The organism is Maritimibacter dapengensis (genome assembly GCF_019218265.1).
Lineage (GTDB): Bacteria > Pseudomonadota > Alphaproteobacteria > Rhodobacterales > Rhodobacteraceae > Maritimibacter > Maritimibacter dapengensis.
This window is the reverse complement of record NZ_JAHUZE010000002.1, coordinates 573403-589298: the sequence shown is the minus strand read 5'-3', so window position 1 is coordinate 589298 and position 15896 is coordinate 573403. Positions and strand designations below refer to the sequence as shown.

Sequence of the window (15896 nt, the reverse complement as noted above, 5' to 3'; positions counted from 1 at the left end):
TCCTACATTCTGAAGACGCCGAAACGCGTCTCTTCGATGGGTGCGTTGAGCGCCGCTTTCAGCGACAGATAAAGCACATCACGGCTCTTGCGCGGGTCGATGACCCCGTCATCCCATAGCCGCGCAGAGGCATAGAGCGGGTGGCTCTGTCGTTCGAACATCTCGATCGTCGGGCGCTTGAACTCGGCCTCCTCCTCGGCCGACCATTCCCCCCCGCCCCGCTCGATCGCGTCTCGCTTGACGGTGGCAAGCACGCCAGCGGCCTGTTCGCCCCCCATGACGCTGATCCGGCTGTTGGGCCAGGTCCACAGGAACCGGGGCTGATAGGCACGCCCCGCCATGCCATAGTTCCCGGCCCCGAACGATCCGCCAACAAGAAGCGTCACCTTGGGCACGCTCGTCGTCGCCACCGCCGTCACCATCTTGGCCCCGTGCCGCGCAATCCCTTCGTTCTCGTACTTTCGCCCGACCATGAAGCCGGTGATGTTTTGAAGGAAAACCAAGGGGATGCGCCGCTGCGAGCACAGCTCCACGAAATGCGCGCCCTTCTGAGCGGCCTCCGAGAACAGAACGCCGTTGTTCGCCACGATCCCCACCGGGCAGCCTTTCACATGGGCGAAGCCGGTGACGAGCGTCTCGCCGAACCGCGCCTTGAACTCGTCGAAACGGGAGCCGTCGACCAACCGCGCGATCACCTCGCGGATGTCATAGGGCGTGCGCAGGTCTGCGGGCACGGCACCGAGGATTTCGTCCGGGTCATAGGCCGGGTCTTCGGGCGACTGCCAATCCACGGACACACTCGAAACGCGGTTGAAGCTCTCCACCGCCCGCCGCGCCAGCGCGAGCGCATGGGCGTCGTCCTCGGCAAGGTAATCTGCGACCCCGGAGAGCCGCGTGTGCACGTCGCCCCCGCCCAGATCCTCGGCGGTCACGACCTCGCCCGTTGCGGCCTTCACCAGCGGCGGACCGGCAAGGAAGATCGTGCCCTGATCCTTCACTATGATCGTCACATCGCTCATCGCGGGCACATAAGCCCCACCCGCGGTGCAGGACCCCATGACAACCGCGACCTGCGGAATGCCGAGGGCCGACATCTGCGCCTGATTATAGAAGATCCGCCCGAAATGATCCCGGTCGGGAAACACCTCGTCCTGGTTGGGCAGGTTCGCGCCCCCGCTGTCGACGAGATAGATGCACGGCAGTCGGCATTCCTGAGCGATCTCCTGCGCGCGCAGATGCTTTTTCACGCTCATCGGGTAGTAGGTACCGCCCTTCACCGTAGCATCATTGGCCAGCACCATGACGTCCCGCCCGTTCACCTGCCCGATCCCGGCAATCATACCGGCTGCGGGCGCGGCCCCGTCGTAGAGGCCATGCGCCGCCGTCGCCCCGATTTCGAGGAAGGGTGAGCCGGGGTCGAGCAGATTGGCCACCCGCTCACGCGGCAGCATCTTGCCCCGTGACACATGCCGTTCGCGAGCCTTTTCACCGCCGCCGGCCTGCGCCGCCTCTGCTGCGGCCTGTATCTCGGCGAGCGCGTCGAGATGCGCGGCACGGTTGGCGCGATACTCCTCTGACCCCGTCACGACCTGACTTTGCAGTTTCATGCTGTCGCCTCTTCGCTTGTTCTCATGTTGATTTCACTCCGGTCTGGCGCGGGGCATCACGGGGGGCGGTGGCCCGGCCCATCCGGCGTCGATGGCCGACGGAGCGGCCCCGAGATACCGCGCCACCTCCCAGGCATGGACCGCGTTGCCAAGCCGGTTGCTTGCGTAATTCGCTTCGCACCAGACCTCGAACCGTTCAGGCTGACCCACGCAATCGGGTCCCGCTGACGACCCGTGTGCGAGCGCATAGGCCGCCTCGTAAAGCCGCTTCGGCCACCCGTCGCCCGCCACATCCGCCGGCGCAGGCAGGTCCTCTTTCACCTTCGCCGTGATCTCATCCTGCGTGTCGGCCAGCGCGATCTGGCAGGCAATCGGGTCGTCCGACCGGTCGCACCGCACGATCCCCAGTGTGCCGCAATAGGACACGTCCTCCACATGCCAGATCCCGCCTTCCACCTCTTCGATGGGCGTGTCGGCGTGGATGTCGAGCAGCCATTCGTAGCGGTCCACATAGGCATTCAGACAAGACTGAACGTCAGGCAATTCCTCGGCCCACGCAGACGGCGCGGCCAGAAGCAGAAGGGCAAGCAACGCTCTCATGCATCCTCCCCGGCGGCCATCGCCTTGAGGTCCTTGCGGATCACCTTGCCGGTCACTGTCATCGGAAGAGATTTAAGAAACGCGATTTCTCTTGGATATGAATGGCCTGCAAGGCGTTCTTTAACATAATCGCGAAGCTCTTCGGCCAGAGCCTCGGTCGCATCGAATTCGTCCTTCAGCACGACATACGCCTTCACGATTTCCGTGCGCAGCGCATCCGGCTTGCCTACGACCCCGACCGTCGCGACCGCCGGATGGATCATCAGGCAATCCTCGATCTCCGACGGCCCGATCCTGTAACCCGCGCTGGTAATCACGTCATCTTCACGGCCCACGAACCGAAGGTAATCGCCGTCCCATACGCCCCTGTCCCCGGTCAGCATCCAGTCGCCGCGAAATTTCGCCGCGGTCGCCTCTGGGCGGTTCCAGTATTCCAACATCATCGAAGCGGCGCCTCGATGAACGGCTATGTCGCCTTCGCCCCCGACCTCTCGCCCGGCCTCGTCGACCACCCCCAGGCGAAATCCCGGAACGGCCCGTCCGATACAGCCGGGTCGAGGATCGAACGCGGCAGCACATGAGGTCGCGACCATGTTGCATTCGGTCTGCCCGTAAAACTCGTTTATCGACAACCCGAATGCACCCCGCCCCCAGTCCAGCATTTCCGCGCCAAGCGGCTCGCCGCCCGACGCGACCGAGCGCAAGCCGGGGATCGCCATGTCAGCCGCCTTCAGCATCCTGAGCGCGGTGGGTGGAAAAAAGACGTTGCGCACGCCGTGTCGCGCGATCAGGTCCTGTGCGGCCTCGGGGGAGAACTTATCAAGCCGCGCGGCCACGACCGGCACGCCGAGCGCCAGCCCCGGCATGAGCACGTCGAACAGGCCCCCGATCCAGGCCCAATCCGCAGGGGTCCAGAGCACGTCTCCCGGCTGACCTAAGAAATCATGGCTCGCCTCGACACCCGGCAAATGGCCGGTCAGAACCCGGTGGCCATGAAGCGCGCCCTTGGGCGAGCCCGTCGTTCCGGATGTATAGATCAGAACTGCGGGGACTTCCGGCCCCGTCTCGGCAGCCGGAAACGGCGCGGCATCCAGCGCGCCCATCGTTTCTGGCACCAGCGCCTCTACGCCAAGCCCGTCGAGCAGCGCAACGCCGCTTTCATCCGTAACCACCACCGAAGCGCCCGCATCGGCAAGCCGCGTCGCCAACGCATCGCGTTTGAACAGCTTGAACAAAGGGATCGAAATTGCCCCGAGTTTCCAGATCGCGATATGGGCGGCAGCCGTCCAGGGGCTCTGCGTGCGCAACACGCCGACCCGGTCGCCCCGGACCACGCCCTCGGCCACAAGCTCGCGGGCCAGCCCGTCCGCCATCTCGCGCAGGCGGCCGTAGGTGATTGCCCCCGCCTGATCGTCGATGATCGCCACCCGCTCAGGATCCGTTTCGGCCCAGTCATCGCAGACCTGCGCAGCCATGTTGAGCCGATCCGGGATATCCCATCGGAACCCGTCCCGAAGCGCCTCCCAATGTTGCGTCGGCTCAAGCATCGCTCACTCGAAGTTCAGGTCGGCTTGCAGTTTCAACGTTTGCTCGCCCGTCATCTCGACCAGACACGCCAAAGCCGCCGGCCCGCCTCCGGTCCCGCCCTGCCATTTCGCACGTTCATAGTCGCAAGCGATGTCGCGATAGCCGATCCAGGCCCCTTGCATCCCTTCCAGCATGTCGGCTTGTTTGAGCACGACATGATCCGGCGCGTCCGCGTCATACCCTTCGAGCCGTGCCAAAAGCGTCGTATAGGCCTCGCCCAAAGACGCATCCCAATCGTCCAGCTCCGCCGCGAGGCACGACCCCATCCCGATCGTCGAATACCCACCCGCGCTCTCTTCCATGCAACGGTCGGCAGACGTCCCGACGCAGGCGAGCTTGTCATGCCAGTCTTCGGCCTGCCCGATGCACGCTTGGGTGTGCGAGAAATCATAGACAAGCTCCTGCGCCGTGGCGGGCGTGGCGGCGAGCGTCGCGAGCAGAACGAGATGTTTCATGGTTGCCTCCGGAAGACGGTCAACACGATCCTAGCGCATCGCCGCCATCAATTCGCGCCCAACGAGCATCCGGCGGATTTCCGACGTGCCCGCACCGATCTCCATCAGTTTGGCGTCCCGGAAGATCCGGCTCACCGGCGTTTCGTTCATGAACCCCATGCCGCCCATTGCCTGCACCGCCTGATGCGCAACCACCATCGCCTCTTCGGAGGCATACAGCACGCAGGCCGCCGCATCCTGCCGCGTGACCTGCCCCCGGTCACAAGCTTTCGCGACTTCGTAGACATAGGCACGGGCCGAGTTCATCTTCGTGTACATATCCGCGATCTTGCCCTGCATGAGCTGGAAATCCCCGATCGACTGGCCGAACTGCTTGCGCTCGACCATGTAAGGCATGACTTCGTCGAGACAGGCGGCCATGATCCCCGTGCCGATCCCCGAAAGGACCACGCGCTCATAGTCGAGCCCTGACATGAGCACGCGCACGCCCTTGCCTTCTTCGCCCAGCACGTTCTCGAACGGCACCTCGACATCCTCGAAGAATAGCTGCGCCGTGTTCGAGCCGCGCATCCCGAGTTTGTCGAAATGGGGCGAGGTGGAAAACCCCTTCATGTCACGCTCGACGATGAAAGCGGTGATCCCCTTGGATCCTGCCTCAGGGTCGGTCTTGGCATAGACGACCAGCGTATCGGCGTCCGGCCCGTTGGTGATCCAGAACTTGGACCCGTTGAGCGTGAAATAGCCGTTTTTCTTCTCGGCCCGAAGCTGCATCGACACCACGTCCGACCCCGCCCCCGGCTCGCTCATCGCCAAAGCGCCGACATGCTCGCCCGAAATCAGGCCTGGAAGGTATTTGCGCTTTTGCTCTTCGCTCCCGTTGAGCTTGATCTGGTTCACGCAGAGATTGGAATGGGCGCCGTAAGACAGGCTCACGCTTGCAGAAGCCCGCGCGATCTCTTCCACGGCGATGACATGGGCGAGATAGGACATGCCCGCGCCACCGTATTCCTCGCCCACAGTGACGCCGAGCAAGCCGAGGTCACCCATCTCGCGCCAAAGCTCCGCCGGAAAGTCGTTCGTCTTGTCGATCTCGGCGGCGCGCGGCTTGATCCGCTCCTGCGCGAACCGATGCACCATTTCCTGCAACTGCGCGATGTCCTCGCCCAGGTCGAACCGCATGGACCCCATGAACATGGGCGCTCCTCCCTTTATTGAACGCTTGTTCATTTCTAGGCCCGCGCCCCGAGTCGCGTCAACATGTTTCGCCGCGGGGCTGCGCCCCCCGCCGATCCATGCGGGGAACCAGTCCCCCGCACCCCCTGGGATATTTTTGACCGGAAAGGGAACGTTAACTTTAATGCGCGATGATGGACGAACGGTACAGGCTGGGAAGCCGATGACCGTGACCGGAAAGCCCCCGGGTCAGATCCCGGGGGTGGACCCGCCCCCCCTTTCCGGTCTCGAAATATCCCGGGAGGTCCGGAGGGCTGGCCCTCCGGAGCCGCCATCAGGCGGCTTGATGCACGCTGGACACTTCCGCCCGGACGATCCGCGCGATCTGTGCGCAATCGTCTTCGGAAAAGGTCAACGGCAGGCGCAGGTCGAGGATACCTTTCAGCACCCGATCAGTGGCCGGCATCGGCTCGGACGGCGCATAGCGCCAGGAATCGTAGCGCGAGGTGAACCCCACGGGGTCCGCTGCGCCGAACCATTTGAGCTCGACCCCGCGCTTTGCGCACCGCACAACGACCTCTTCAATTTTCCCGTCCGGCCAGTCGAGCAAAAGGAACTGGAACGAGGACATGACGTAATCTTCCGCGTCGGGCCGCTCGATCACCGTCAGCCCCGGGGTGTTCCGCAGCCCGGTCTCCACCACCCGGTAGCGCGCATTCCAGCGTTCGCATTGCGCGTCGAGGTCGCGCAATTGCGGCCTGAGGATCGCGGCACGCAGGTTGTCCATCCGGCCCGAGATATTGGGCGTGTCGTATTTCACCCGTTCGAAGACGTCTGACCCCGGCGCAGCGCGGTGGCGCTCGTAGAGCATGTAACTCCCCGACAGCATGATGGCGCGCGCCGCGTACTCTTCGTCGTCGGTGATGAGAAGCCCGCCTTCACCCGAATTCATGTGCTTGTAGGTCTGCGTCGAGTAACAGCCGATCGTCCCATTACGGCCCGACAGCACCCCGTTCCACCGTGCCCCCATCGTATGGGCGCAATCCTCGATCACGGTAAGCCCACGCGCCGCGCTTAGCGCTATGAGCGCGTCCATGTCCGCGATATGACCGCGCATGTGGCTGAGCATCAGGACCTCTGCGCCTTCGGCCTTGGCCGCGAGATCGTCAAGGTCGATGACAAGGCTTTCGGTCACGCCGACGAACACGGGCACCGCACCGACGCTGGCGATGGCACCCGGCACCGGAGCCAGCGTGAAGGCATTGGTGAGCACCCGGTCGCCGGGCTTCACGCCTACGGCCCGGAGCGCGGTGGCGAGCGCGTATCCGCCCGAGGCAACGGCAAGGCAATATCTCGCGCCGGACCAGGCCGCGAATTCCTCCTCCAGAAGCGCCACCTCCCCGGCCTCGCCCGGACCCGTGTTGTAGCGGTGCAGCCGACCCGACCGAAGCACCGCGACGGCGGCTTCGATCGCCGCGTCGGGGATCGGTTCCTGCTGGGTGAAATTGCCTTTGAAAATCTCGCTCATGACCGGAGATTGCGCGCGGCGTGGGGTGCGGTCAACCGATCAAACGCGCGACTTCGCCCGCAAGCCCGTCGTAATGGTCGAGAAGCCCCTCGGGTTCGAGCGTCGCCACGCCCCGCCCGTCCGGCCCGAAGGTCACCAGAAGCGCGGGCACACCGGCCGCGCGCGCCGTTTCTCGGTCCGTCACCGTGTCTCCGACCAGAAGCGACGCCGAGACCACGCCGCCCGCCCGCTCCACCGAGGCGACATAGGGCGCGGCGTCGGGCTTCTTGACGGGAAGCGTATCCGCGCCGATGAGCGACGCGAAGAGGCTCCTGACCCCGAGCCGCGACAGGAGCATCTCGGCCAGCCCCTCCGGCTTGTTCGTGCAGACGCCCACGCCGTATCCTGCCGCGAGAAGCCCTTCGATCGCCGCCACGGCACCGGGATACATCACCGTGTGTCGGTCTATATTCTCGCCATACCACTCAAGCAGATAGGGATATTCCTCGTCCACGAGCTCTGTGGCCAGACCCAGCCGTGATGCCCCCAGCGTCAGCATCGCCCGCCCGCCGTGAAACGCCGTGGACGCATCCGCGACCGGGTCCAGCACATCGGCGAGCCCGCGTCGCGCGAAACAGGCATTGGCCGCCGCGATCAGGTCGCGCGACGTATCTGCAAGCGTGCCGTCCAGATCGAAGATCACCGTCTTTCGTTGCATCGCTGTGCCTTCCCACCAAATGGCTTGCGTGTTACGGGCGCAGGGTTAAAACGGTGAAGACCAAAAGAAAAGTGCACAGATATGGCCACAGCGCTCATCGTTCTCGCCGCCGGTCAGGGAACGCGAATGAATTCGGACCTGCCGAAGGTGCTTCACGAATTGGGCGGCCTGCCGCTCTTCGCCCATGCGCTCGCCTCCGGCGCATCGCTCGCGCCCGAGCGCGCGGTGCTGGTCGCGGGCCACGGGGCCCAGGCCGTGACGAAAGCCGCCGCGACGCTCGATGCCGAGGTCGAGGTGGTGATCCAGGCCGAGCAACTCGGCACCGCCCATGCGGTCGATCAGGCGCGCGCGGCACTGACGGATTTCTCCGGCGACGCCTTCGTGCTCTACGGGGACACGCCCTTCATCCGGCCTGAAACGCTCGAAGCGATGGCCGAGGCACGGGCGGGCGGCGCAGATGTCGTCGTGCTTGGGTTCGAGGCCGACGATCCGGGGCGCTACGGACGGCTCGTCATGAACGGGCAAGAGCTCTTGCGCATCGTCGAGTTCAAGGACGCCAGTGATGATGAACGCGCGATCACCCTATGCAACTCCGGGGTTTTAGCCGCCGACACCGAGTTGTTGTTCGAACTCATCGCCGCGGTCAGCAACGAAAACGCCTCGGGGGAGTATTACCTCACCGACATCGTCGGTGTGGCGCGCGACCGGGGCCTGCGCGCAGAAGCCGTAACCTGTGCCGAGGCCGAGACGCTGGGCATCAATACCCGGGCCGAGCTTGCCGCGGCCGAGGCGCAGTTTCAGGCCATGAAACGGGACGAGGCGCTTGAGAACGGCGTGACCCTCGTTGCCCGTGACAGCGTGTTCTTCGCCGCCGACACCGTGATCGGGCGCGATGCGATCATTGAGCCGAACGTGGTGTTCGGCCCCGGCGTAACCGTCGAAAGCGGCGCGCGCATCCGCGCCTTTTCGCATCTCGAAGGCTGCCATGTCAGCCGAGGCGCCGTGATCGGCCCCTATGCGCGGCTGCGCCCCGGCGCGGAACTGGCCGAAGGGGCGAAGGTCGGAAATTTCGTCGAAATCAAGAACGCGGTGATCGACACCGGCGCGAAGGTCAATCACCTGTCCTACATCGGGGATGCCTTCGTGGGCGAAGCCGCAAATATCGGCGCGGGCACGATCACCTGCAATTACGACGGGGTGTTCAAGCATCACACACATATCGGGGCCAACACATTTATCGGCTCCGACACGATGCTGGTTGCCCCGGTAACGGTGGGCGACGGGGCCATGACGGCCACAGGCACGGTCGTCACCGAAGATATCGAACCCGGCGCAATGGCGATTGGCCGCGCGAGACAATCCAACAAGGACGGGTTTGCCACCAAATTATTTGAAAAGCTTCGCGCGCTGAAAGCCGCGCAGAAAGGTCATTGATATGTGCGGGATCGTAGGCGTTCTGGGCAACCATGAAGTGTCCCCCATCATCGTCGAGGCGCTGCGCCGACTCGAATACCGTGGCTATGACAGCGCGGGCATCGCCACGGTCGCGGATGACGGCGGTCTGGACCGCCGTCGTGCGGTGGGCAAACTCGTCAACCTGTCCGATGTTCTGGTCCATGACCCCCTGCCCGGCCACGCCGGGATCGGCCACACCCGCTGGGCCACCCACGGCGGCGTCACAGAACCCAACGCACACCCGCACCGCGCAGGCCGCGTATCTGTCGTCCATAATGGTATCATCGAGAACTTCGCGACGCTCCGCTCCGAACTCGAAGCCAGGGGCCGCGTCTTCGAAAGCCAGACCGACACCGAAATCGTGGCCGCCCTCGTCGACCTCCTGATGGATGAGGGCAAAAGCCCCGCCGAAGCCGTCGAAGCGATGCTGCCCAGGATCGAAGGAGCCTATTCGCTCCTGTTCCTGTTCGAGGGCGAAAAGGATCTGATGATCGCGGCGCGAAAGAACTCTCCGCTGGCCATCGGGCATGGCGATGGTGAGATGTATGTCGGCTCCGACGCCATCGCGCTCGCCCCGCTCACCGACAAGATCACCTATCTCGAAGAAGGCGATTGGGCGATCATCACCCGCGAGGGCGCGACGATTTACGACGCGAATGGCAAGCTCGCGAACCGCAAGGTCAAGGAAATCCGCATGGATGCCACGCGGATCGAAAAGGCCGGCTACAAGCATTTCATGATGAAGGAAATCGCCGAACAACCGACCGTCGTGGGCGACGTTCTCGAGGCGTATCTCGACAAGAACGGTGGTGTTGCGATGGACCTTCCGGGCGTCGATTTCACGACCATCAGGCGCATCAGCATTGTCGCTTGCGGCACGGCTTATTACGCGGGCCTCGTGGCGAAGCATTGGTTCGAGAACTATGCCCGCCTCCCCGTCGATATCGACGTGGCCTCCGAGTTTCGCTACCGCGAACCGCCGATCCCCGAGGTCACGCTGGCGATATATGTGAGCCAGTCCGGGGAAACCGCCGATACCCTTGCCGCCCTGCGCTATTGCGCGGGCAAGGTGGACAAGATCGTCAGCCTCGTGAACGTCCCCGAAAGCTCCATCGCCCGCGAAAGCGACATTGCGCTCCCGATCCATGCAGGGGTCGAGGTGTCGGTGGCTTCGACCAAGGCGTTCACCTGTATGCTCACAACCTTCGCGGTCATGGTGCTCAAGGCCGCGTCCGAGCGCGGCCACCTGACCGAAGACGAGCTTGCCGTGAAGATCGCTGACCTTCACAAGCTCCCCGGCTTGATGAGCCATGCGATTTCCATCGAAGGCGAGTTGGACAAGGCCGCGCGCAAGGTGGCGCTGGCCCATGACGTGCTGTTCCTCGGGCGCGGGCAGATGTTCCCCCTCGCCCTCGAAGGTGCGCTGAAACTCAAGGAAATCAGCTATCTGCACGCCGAAGGTTATGCCTCCGGCGAACTGAAACACGGCCCCATCGCGCTCGTCGACCGCGACACGCCCACGGTCGTCCTCGCCCCCCATGACGGGCTCTTCGACAAGACCGTGTCGAACATGCAGGAAGTCATGGCGCGCGGCGGTCGTGTGCTCCTGATCTCGGACGCCCGCGCCATCGCAACCGCAGGTGGCGGCGTCTGGCGCACCATCACGATGCCCGACGCACCAGAGATGATCCAACCGATCCTCTATGCCGTCCCGGCCCAACTCCTCGCCTATCACGCGGCTATCGCCAAGGGCACGGACGTGGACCAGCCCCGCAACCTGGCAAAATCCGTGACGGTGGAATAATGGCCAAGCAATTCCCGGCGCTGGACGACCGTCTGACGGCTTTCATCGAAGAGCAGCACATGTTCTTCGTGGGCAGCGCGGCAGCGACCGGTCGGGTCAATATTTCGCCCAAGGGCATGGACAGCCTGCGCGTGGTCGGGCCGAACCGCATCCTGTGGCTGAACCTCACCGGCTCCGGCAACGAAACCGCCGCGCATCTGGCCGATACGAACCGCATGACGCTCATGTGGTGCAGCTACACCACCCGCCCGCTGATCCTGCGGTGCTACGGCACCGCCCGTGCGGTGCATCCGCGTGATGCGGACTGGGACGATCTCGTCGCCCATTGGGGCGATCCGCTGGGCGCGCGGCAGGTCTATGACATGCAGATCGACCTCGTGCAGACCTCCTGCGGCTACGCGGTCCCGTTCATGGACTTCTCCCGCGACCGCGACACGCTTGCCAAATGGGCTGACGACAAGGGGCCGGAGGGCATCCACGCCTACTGGGACGAGAAGAACACGACCAGCATCGACGGGCTGCCCACGGGCATCTTCGACGAATGACCCTGGACGAGGCGCTTTCCGAGCTTCGCGCCCGCATCGAACCGGGCCGCGCCGAGGGTCAGAAAGCCTATCACAAGCAAACGCGCGAGGTGCTGGGCATCCCCAACCCGGTGCTCAACGACCTGACAAAAGACTGGCGCCAATCGCTTACAGTAGACGAGCGCATCGCCCTCGCCGACGCGTTGTGGAAAACGGACATTTTCGAAGCGCGGCTCTCCGCAGCCAAGCTCCTCACACAGGCCCGGATCAAACCCGACGATGGTGTCTGGCGACTGATCCAAAGCTGGGTGCCTGATTTCGACAGCTGGGCCATCGCCGATCACGCCTGCATGGCGGGGCAGAAACGCCTCACCGCCGATTCAACCCGCATCGCGGATGTCGAACCCTGGACCCGCTCGGACCATATGTGGACGCGCCGCGCAGCCCTCGTCATCACCCTTCCCTGGACCAAGCAGAACCACCCGAAACCCGAAGACCTCGCCATCCGCGACCGCGTGCTGGGATGGGCGGAAGGCTACGTTGACGACCCCGACTGGTTCATCCAGAAGGCGGTGGCCTGGTGGGTTCGTGACCTGTCGAAACACGACATGAGCCGCGCTCATGATTTCCTTGAGAAAAATGGCTCTCGAATGAAGTCATTTGCCCGCCGGGAAGCCTCGAAATATCTGGCGTGAATGGTATAGCTCCTCAAAAGCGCGCGTCCCGCCGCTCTCACACGGAGAACACCATGCCCACACCCACACCCCCGTTTCGCGCCGATCACGTCGGCTCGCTCTTACGCCCCGCTGCCATCAAGGACGCACGGCCCAAATTCTTCGCAGGCGACATGAGCGCCGAGGAGCTGAAAGCGATTGAAGACGTCGAAATCCCTGCGCTGGTGAAGATGCAGGAAGAGGTCGGGTTGAAATGCGTCACCGACGGCGAGGCGCGGCGCACCTTCTGGCACTATGATTTCATGGGTATGCTCGACGGTCTGGACATCGAAACCCGCGACGGGTCCTCTTTCGTGGGCTTCAAGGGCGTCGAACTGCCCCCCGTCTATCCGGCGATCACCGACAAGCTCGATTTTCCCGACGACCACCCGATGCTGGACCATTTCAGGTATCTGGCCGAGCACACCAACGTGCTCCCGAAAATCTCGATTCCCGGTCCGTCCTGCTGCCACTTCCGCACGGCGAAGAAGGACATCCGCGTGAAAGAGTATCTCGACGACGAGGAAGCGCTGTTTGCCGATCTGGTCGCGACCTACAAGAAAGCCGTGCAGGCCTTCTATGACGCGGGCTGCCGGTACCTTCAGATGGACGACATCTTCTTCGCCTATCTCTGCGACCCCAAACACCGCGCCGACAAGGAGGCCGAAGGCCGTGACCCCGACGCGCTGATCCGCAAGTATGGCGAAGTGCTGCATGACGCGATCAAGGACCGTCCCGACGACATGTTCATCGGCATGCACATGTGCCGCGGCAACTTCCGCTCCACCCACGCCGCCGAGGGCGCGTATGACCTTGCCGCCGAGTCGATTTTCTCCACCGGCGTCGACATATTCTTCATGGAATATGACACCGACCGCGCAGGTGGGCTTGAGCCGCTGTCGCTTCTGCCCAAGGGAAAACAGCGCGTTCTGCCCGGCTTCATCACCACCAAGACGCCCGAACTCGAAAGCATGGACTGGCTCAAGGCGAAATTCGACGAGGCATCCAAATATGTCGACATCGACCAACTTGGCATCGCGCCCCAATGCGGCTTCTCCTCGACCGAACACGGAAACGCCGTGACCGAGGACGACCAAAGGAAAAAGCTGGAACTCGTCGTGCGCTGCGCCGAGGAAATCTGGGGCGGCGTCTGATCCCGCCTTAGGCGGCTCCGGCGCTCTGCCGGAGCCGCGCATCTGGCGTCAGTGAAACTTCTTTCTGATCCGCCGCACCGTGAACCAGACCACCGCCACGACCGGCAGCGTGATCAGAGCCAACAACTCCGCCTTGTCGATGTGCATGGCCTTGGCCACCGGCCCAAGCAGATACGCTCCGAGCGAGACCGCGTAATAGCTGATCGCCACGACCGACAGACCTTCGACAGTCTGTTGCAGGCGAAGCTGCAAATCGGCCCGCCTGTCCATGCTTTCAAGCAACGCCTGGTTCTGAGCCGAGCGTTCCACGTCAACCTTGGTCCGAAGCAGATCGCCCGCCCGCATCGCGCGTTCGGCCATATCGTGCAATTGTCGCTCCACCGATTTCACGGTGCGCATCGCAGGCTCGTAGCGCCGCGTCATGAACTCGCGAAAGGTCTGCCGCCCGTCCCAACGCTCCTCGCGCAAGACCTCGATCCGTTGGTTCACGATCGCCTCGTAAGCCCCCGTCGCCCCGAACCGGAACGAGCTTTGGGCGTTCAGCTTTTCCAACTCCGCCGAGATCTTCAGAAGGTCCTTCAGCCGCTCCTCCGACGCGCCCTCAGGTTCCCCCATGCCCGTGACAAGCCCGGACAGTTCGTCCCCGATGCCGCCAAGCCGCCCTTGAAGCGCCCGCGCCCGCGCGAGCCCCAGCATCGACATCTGCTTGTAGGTCTCGATCTCGCATAGCCGCTGTACGATCCGCCCGATCCGCCGCGGCGAACAGCCCTCTGCGGCAAAGACCGCGCAGCGGGTATGCCCGCCCTCGTCGATCCGGAAATCCGCCGCGAGCACCGCATCGCGGCCCAGCACATAGGTCGCCGCAACGCTTTCGGGCACGAACCACGCGTCGATCTTCTCGCGCATCTCCGCTTCATTCGTGCGCGTCTCGACCCGGATCAGCGCCGAGGTCACGCGCACGCCCGGTGCCTGCGCCAGCCAATCTTCCGGGAACACGTCGAACATCGACGGATCGAACGGCTTGGCCGCGTTCCCGTCCCCGAACACGGTGTAAGTGACGAACTCCGTATGGCTCTCCCACTTGAGCCGATATTTCCCGATCTCTCCGAAGAAATGGTTCGCGCCGGGCTTGGGATGCGCAGCCCCGAACCTGTCGAGCAGCGCGATCAGATGATCGACATCCGCCTGCCGGTCGCGACCAGCGGCGTTGTCTGGCTGTTTGATGGCGAGGTAAACGGCGAAACACGGCGCATCGAGCGACGGAAAAGGCCGCGCATGCAACTCGTTCGCCAGCGCATAGCGCAGCTTGTGGTCTTCGATCTGTGCCATACCCTGTCCCGGCGCGGTCGCGTTTGATATTGGATCATAACGCCGCGACCGCGCCGAAAACAGTGGTCGATTGTCGCGCAGGTGTGGTTAGAGCACGACCACGTCGAGCGGCGGGAAACCGTTGAACCCGACCGACGAATAGGACGAGGTGTAGGCACCCGCATTGCGGATGATCACACGGTCCCCGGCCCTGAGGCTCATCGGCAGCGACACCGGGCGCTTTTCATAAAGCACGTCGGCGGAGTCGCAGGACGGGCCTGCGAGGATGCAGGGGCCATGCGCATCGTGGTCGCGCGGGGTGATGAACTGGTAGCGGATCGCCTCGCCTTCGGTTTCGGCCAGACCCGAGAAACGGCCAATGTCGAGATAGACCCAACGGTGCGCATCGAGGTCCGACTTGTGGCTCACCAGCAGGCATTCAGCGATGATGACGCCGCATTCGGCCACCAGCCCCCGGCCCGGTTCCGCCATCACGCGCGGCACGTCGCCGAAACGCTCGGTGACAAGCGCCATGACACGGGCGGCATAGACCGCGGGCGCGTCGATCGCCTCGCCGTAGAATGCGGGAAACCCGCCCCCGATGTTCAGGAGGTCGAGGTCGAAGCCCTCGGCCCGTGCCGCGTGCCACAGCCCGGCGACGTGATCGAGCACGCCGGTCCACATGTCGGCCCGGCGGGTCTGCGACCCCACGTGGAACGACAGGCCGACAGGGCGCAGACCCAGATCACGGGCATGAGCCAGAAGACCCATCAGCTTGTCTTCCTTGCAGCCGAATTTGCGGCTGAGCGGCCAGTCGGCTTGCGAGTTTTCCACGATCAGGCGGATATACACCTCCGACCCCGGCGCATAAGCCGCGATCTTTTCAAGCTCTTCTTCCGCATCGGCGGCGAAAAGCGTCACGCCCACATGCGCGGCGAACTCGATGTCCGACACTTTCTTGATCGTGTTTCCGAACGAAATATCCGCCGGGTCCGCGCCCTGGCTCAGGCAAAGCTCGATCTCGCCGCGCGAAGCCGCGTCGAAATGCGAGCCGAGGTTCACCAGACGCTCGATGATTTTCGGATGCGGGTTGGCTTTCACGGCGTAGTGGATACGGGTGCGGCCCAGACCGGCTTCGAGTGCGCGGAACTGCTCCTCCACACGGTCCACGTCGAGCACGAGCGTGGGGCGGTCCACCTCCATCAGGCGGGCTTCGGAAACGATACGAGGAACGGGCGCGAAAGCGCCAGGTGCAGCATAGGTCATGTCTATCTCCAGACGACAGGGGTGC

General features: G+C 63.9%; 14 protein-coding genes. 5 read left to right on the top strand and 9 right to left on the bottom strand.

The features are described 5' to 3' along the window. Positions 1-2: 2 nt before the first annotated feature. From KJP28_RS09150 to KJP28_RS09120, 7 genes are all read right to left on the bottom strand, one after another. A complete protein-coding gene (locus KJP28_RS09150; protein ID WP_218392247.1) occupies positions 3-1607 on the bottom strand; it encodes a carboxyl transferase domain-containing protein in 1605 nt (534 codons plus the stop codon). 33 nt (positions 1608-1640) lie between these two features. Beyond that, on the bottom strand, positions 1641-2207 hold the full coding sequence (locus KJP28_RS09145; RefSeq protein WP_218392246.1) for a hypothetical protein: 567 nt from the start codon (positions 2205-2207) through the stop codon (positions 1641-1643). Continuing rightward, positions 2204-3754: an AMP-binding protein gene (locus KJP28_RS09140; RefSeq protein ID WP_218392245.1), complete on the bottom strand. Its 1551-nt coding sequence runs from the start codon at positions 3752-3754 to the stop codon at positions 2204-2206. Before KJP28_RS09140 ends, KJP28_RS09145 begins: the two co-directional genes overlap by 4 nt. A 3-nt stretch (positions 3755-3757) precedes the next feature. Next, the gene (locus KJP28_RS09135; RefSeq protein WP_218392244.1) at positions 3758-4249 is read right to left on the bottom strand and encodes a lysozyme inhibitor LprI family protein; all 492 of its coding nucleotides are present in this window, start codon (positions 4247-4249) and stop codon (positions 3758-3760) included. 30 nt (positions 4250-4279) lie between these two features. Continuing rightward, positions 4280-5443 carry an isovaleryl-CoA dehydrogenase gene (locus KJP28_RS09130; RefSeq protein WP_218392243.1) on the bottom strand — a complete coding sequence of 388 codons (1164 nt, stop codon included), beginning with the start codon at positions 5441-5443 and terminating at the stop codon, positions 4280-4282. A gap of 313 nt (positions 5444-5756) precedes the next feature. Next, positions 5757-6950: a DegT/DnrJ/EryC1/StrS family aminotransferase gene (locus tag KJP28_RS09125; RefSeq protein ID WP_218392242.1), complete on the bottom strand. Its 1194-nt coding sequence runs from the start codon at positions 6948-6950 to the stop codon at positions 5757-5759. 31 nt (positions 6951-6981) lie between these two features. Then, positions 6982-7647 carry an HAD hydrolase-like protein gene (locus KJP28_RS09120; RefSeq protein ID WP_218392241.1) on the bottom strand — a complete coding sequence of 222 codons (666 nt, stop codon included), beginning with the start codon at positions 7645-7647 and terminating at the stop codon, positions 6982-6984. 81 nt (positions 7648-7728) lie between these two features. Here KJP28_RS09120 and glmU point away from each other — a divergent pair, with 81 nt between their 5' ends. Genes glmU through KJP28_RS09095 form a run of 5 tightly spaced genes read left to right on the top strand, consistent with a single transcriptional unit; the run spans position 7729 to position 13297 of the window. Continuing rightward, on the top strand, positions 7729-9081 hold the full coding sequence (gene glmU / locus KJP28_RS09115; protein WP_218392240.1) for a bifunctional UDP-N-acetylglucosamine diphosphorylase/glucosamine-1-phosphate N-acetyltransferase GlmU: 1353 nt from the start codon (positions 7729-7731) through the stop codon (positions 9079-9081). Position 9082: 1 nt separating this feature from the next. Beyond that, a complete protein-coding gene (gene glmS, locus KJP28_RS09110) occupies positions 9083-10906 on the top strand; it encodes a glutamine--fructose-6-phosphate transaminase (isomerizing) (RefSeq protein WP_218392239.1) in 1824 nt (607 codons plus the stop codon). Next, positions 10906-11451, top strand: a complete 546-nt coding sequence (locus KJP28_RS09105) for a pyridoxamine 5'-phosphate oxidase family protein (RefSeq protein ID WP_218392238.1) — start codon at positions 10906-10908, stop codon at positions 11449-11451. The genes glmS and KJP28_RS09105 overlap by 1 nt, the downstream gene beginning before the upstream one ends. Then, positions 11448-12125 (top strand): DNA alkylation repair protein, encoded by a 678-nt coding sequence (locus KJP28_RS09100; protein ID WP_218392237.1) that lies wholly within the window; start codon positions 11448-11450, stop codon positions 12123-12125. The genes KJP28_RS09105 and KJP28_RS09100 overlap by 4 nt, the downstream gene beginning before the upstream one ends. A gap of 53 nt (positions 12126-12178) precedes the next feature. Beyond that, positions 12179-13297, top strand: coding sequence for a 5-methyltetrahydropteroyltriglutamate--homocysteine S-methyltransferase (locus KJP28_RS09095; RefSeq protein WP_218392236.1), 1119 nt, complete (start codon positions 12179-12181; stop codon positions 13295-13297). A 48-nt stretch (positions 13298-13345) separates the two neighbouring features. Here KJP28_RS09095 and KJP28_RS09090 read toward each other — a convergent pair whose 3' ends face one another. Both KJP28_RS09090 and KJP28_RS09085 read right to left on the bottom strand, forming a co-directional pair. Further along, on the bottom strand, positions 13346-14626 hold the full coding sequence (locus KJP28_RS09090) for a DUF3422 family protein (protein WP_218392235.1): 1281 nt from the start codon (positions 14624-14626) through the stop codon (positions 13346-13348). 87 nt (positions 14627-14713) lie between these two features. Beyond that, entirely contained in the window at positions 14714-15871 is a 1158-nt protein-coding gene (locus KJP28_RS09085; protein ID WP_218392234.1) for a type III PLP-dependent enzyme, read from the bottom strand. Between the last annotated feature and the right edge of the window lie 25 nt (positions 15872-15896).

Coding starts and splice junctions, on each gene's coding strand:
- KJP28_RS09150 (WP_218392247.1), bottom strand. CDS start 1,607: ATGAAACTGCAAAGTCAGGTCGTGACGGGGTCAGAGGAGTATCGCGCC.
- KJP28_RS09145 (WP_218392246.1), bottom strand. CDS start 2,207: ATGAGAGCGTTGCTTGCCCTTCTGCTTCTGGCCGCGCCGTCTGCGTGG.
- KJP28_RS09140 (WP_218392245.1), bottom strand. CDS start 3,754: ATGCTTGAGCCGACGCAACATTGGGAGGCGCTTCGGGACGGGTTCCGA.
- KJP28_RS09135 (WP_218392244.1), bottom strand. CDS start 4,249: ATGAAACATCTCGTTCTGCTCGCGACGCTCGCCGCCACGCCCGCCACG.
- KJP28_RS09130 (WP_218392243.1), bottom strand. CDS start 5,443: ATGTTCATGGGGTCCATGCGGTTCGACCTGGGCGAGGACATCGCGCAG.
- KJP28_RS09125 (WP_218392242.1), bottom strand. CDS start 6,950: ATGAGCGAGATTTTCAAAGGCAATTTCACCCAGCAGGAACCGATCCCC.
- KJP28_RS09120 (WP_218392241.1), bottom strand. CDS start 7,647: ATGCAACGAAAGACGGTGATCTTCGATCTGGACGGCACGCTTGCAGAT.
- glmU (WP_218392240.1), top strand. CDS start 7,729: ATGGCCACAGCGCTCATCGTTCTCGCCGCCGGTCAGGGAACGCGAATG.
- glmS (WP_218392239.1), top strand. CDS start 9,083: ATGTGCGGGATCGTAGGCGTTCTGGGCAACCATGAAGTGTCCCCCATC.
- KJP28_RS09105 (WP_218392238.1), top strand. CDS start 10,906: ATGGCCAAGCAATTCCCGGCGCTGGACGACCGTCTGACGGCTTTCATC.
- KJP28_RS09100 (WP_218392237.1), top strand. CDS start 11,448: ATGACCCTGGACGAGGCGCTTTCCGAGCTTCGCGCCCGCATCGAACCG.
- KJP28_RS09095 (WP_218392236.1), top strand. CDS start 12,179: ATGCCCACACCCACACCCCCGTTTCGCGCCGATCACGTCGGCTCGCTC.
- KJP28_RS09090 (WP_218392235.1), bottom strand. CDS start 14,626: ATGGCACAGATCGAAGACCACAAGCTGCGCTATGCGCTGGCGAACGAG.
- KJP28_RS09085 (WP_218392234.1), bottom strand. CDS start 15,871: ATGACCTATGCTGCACCTGGCGCTTTCGCGCCCGTTCCTCGTATCGTT.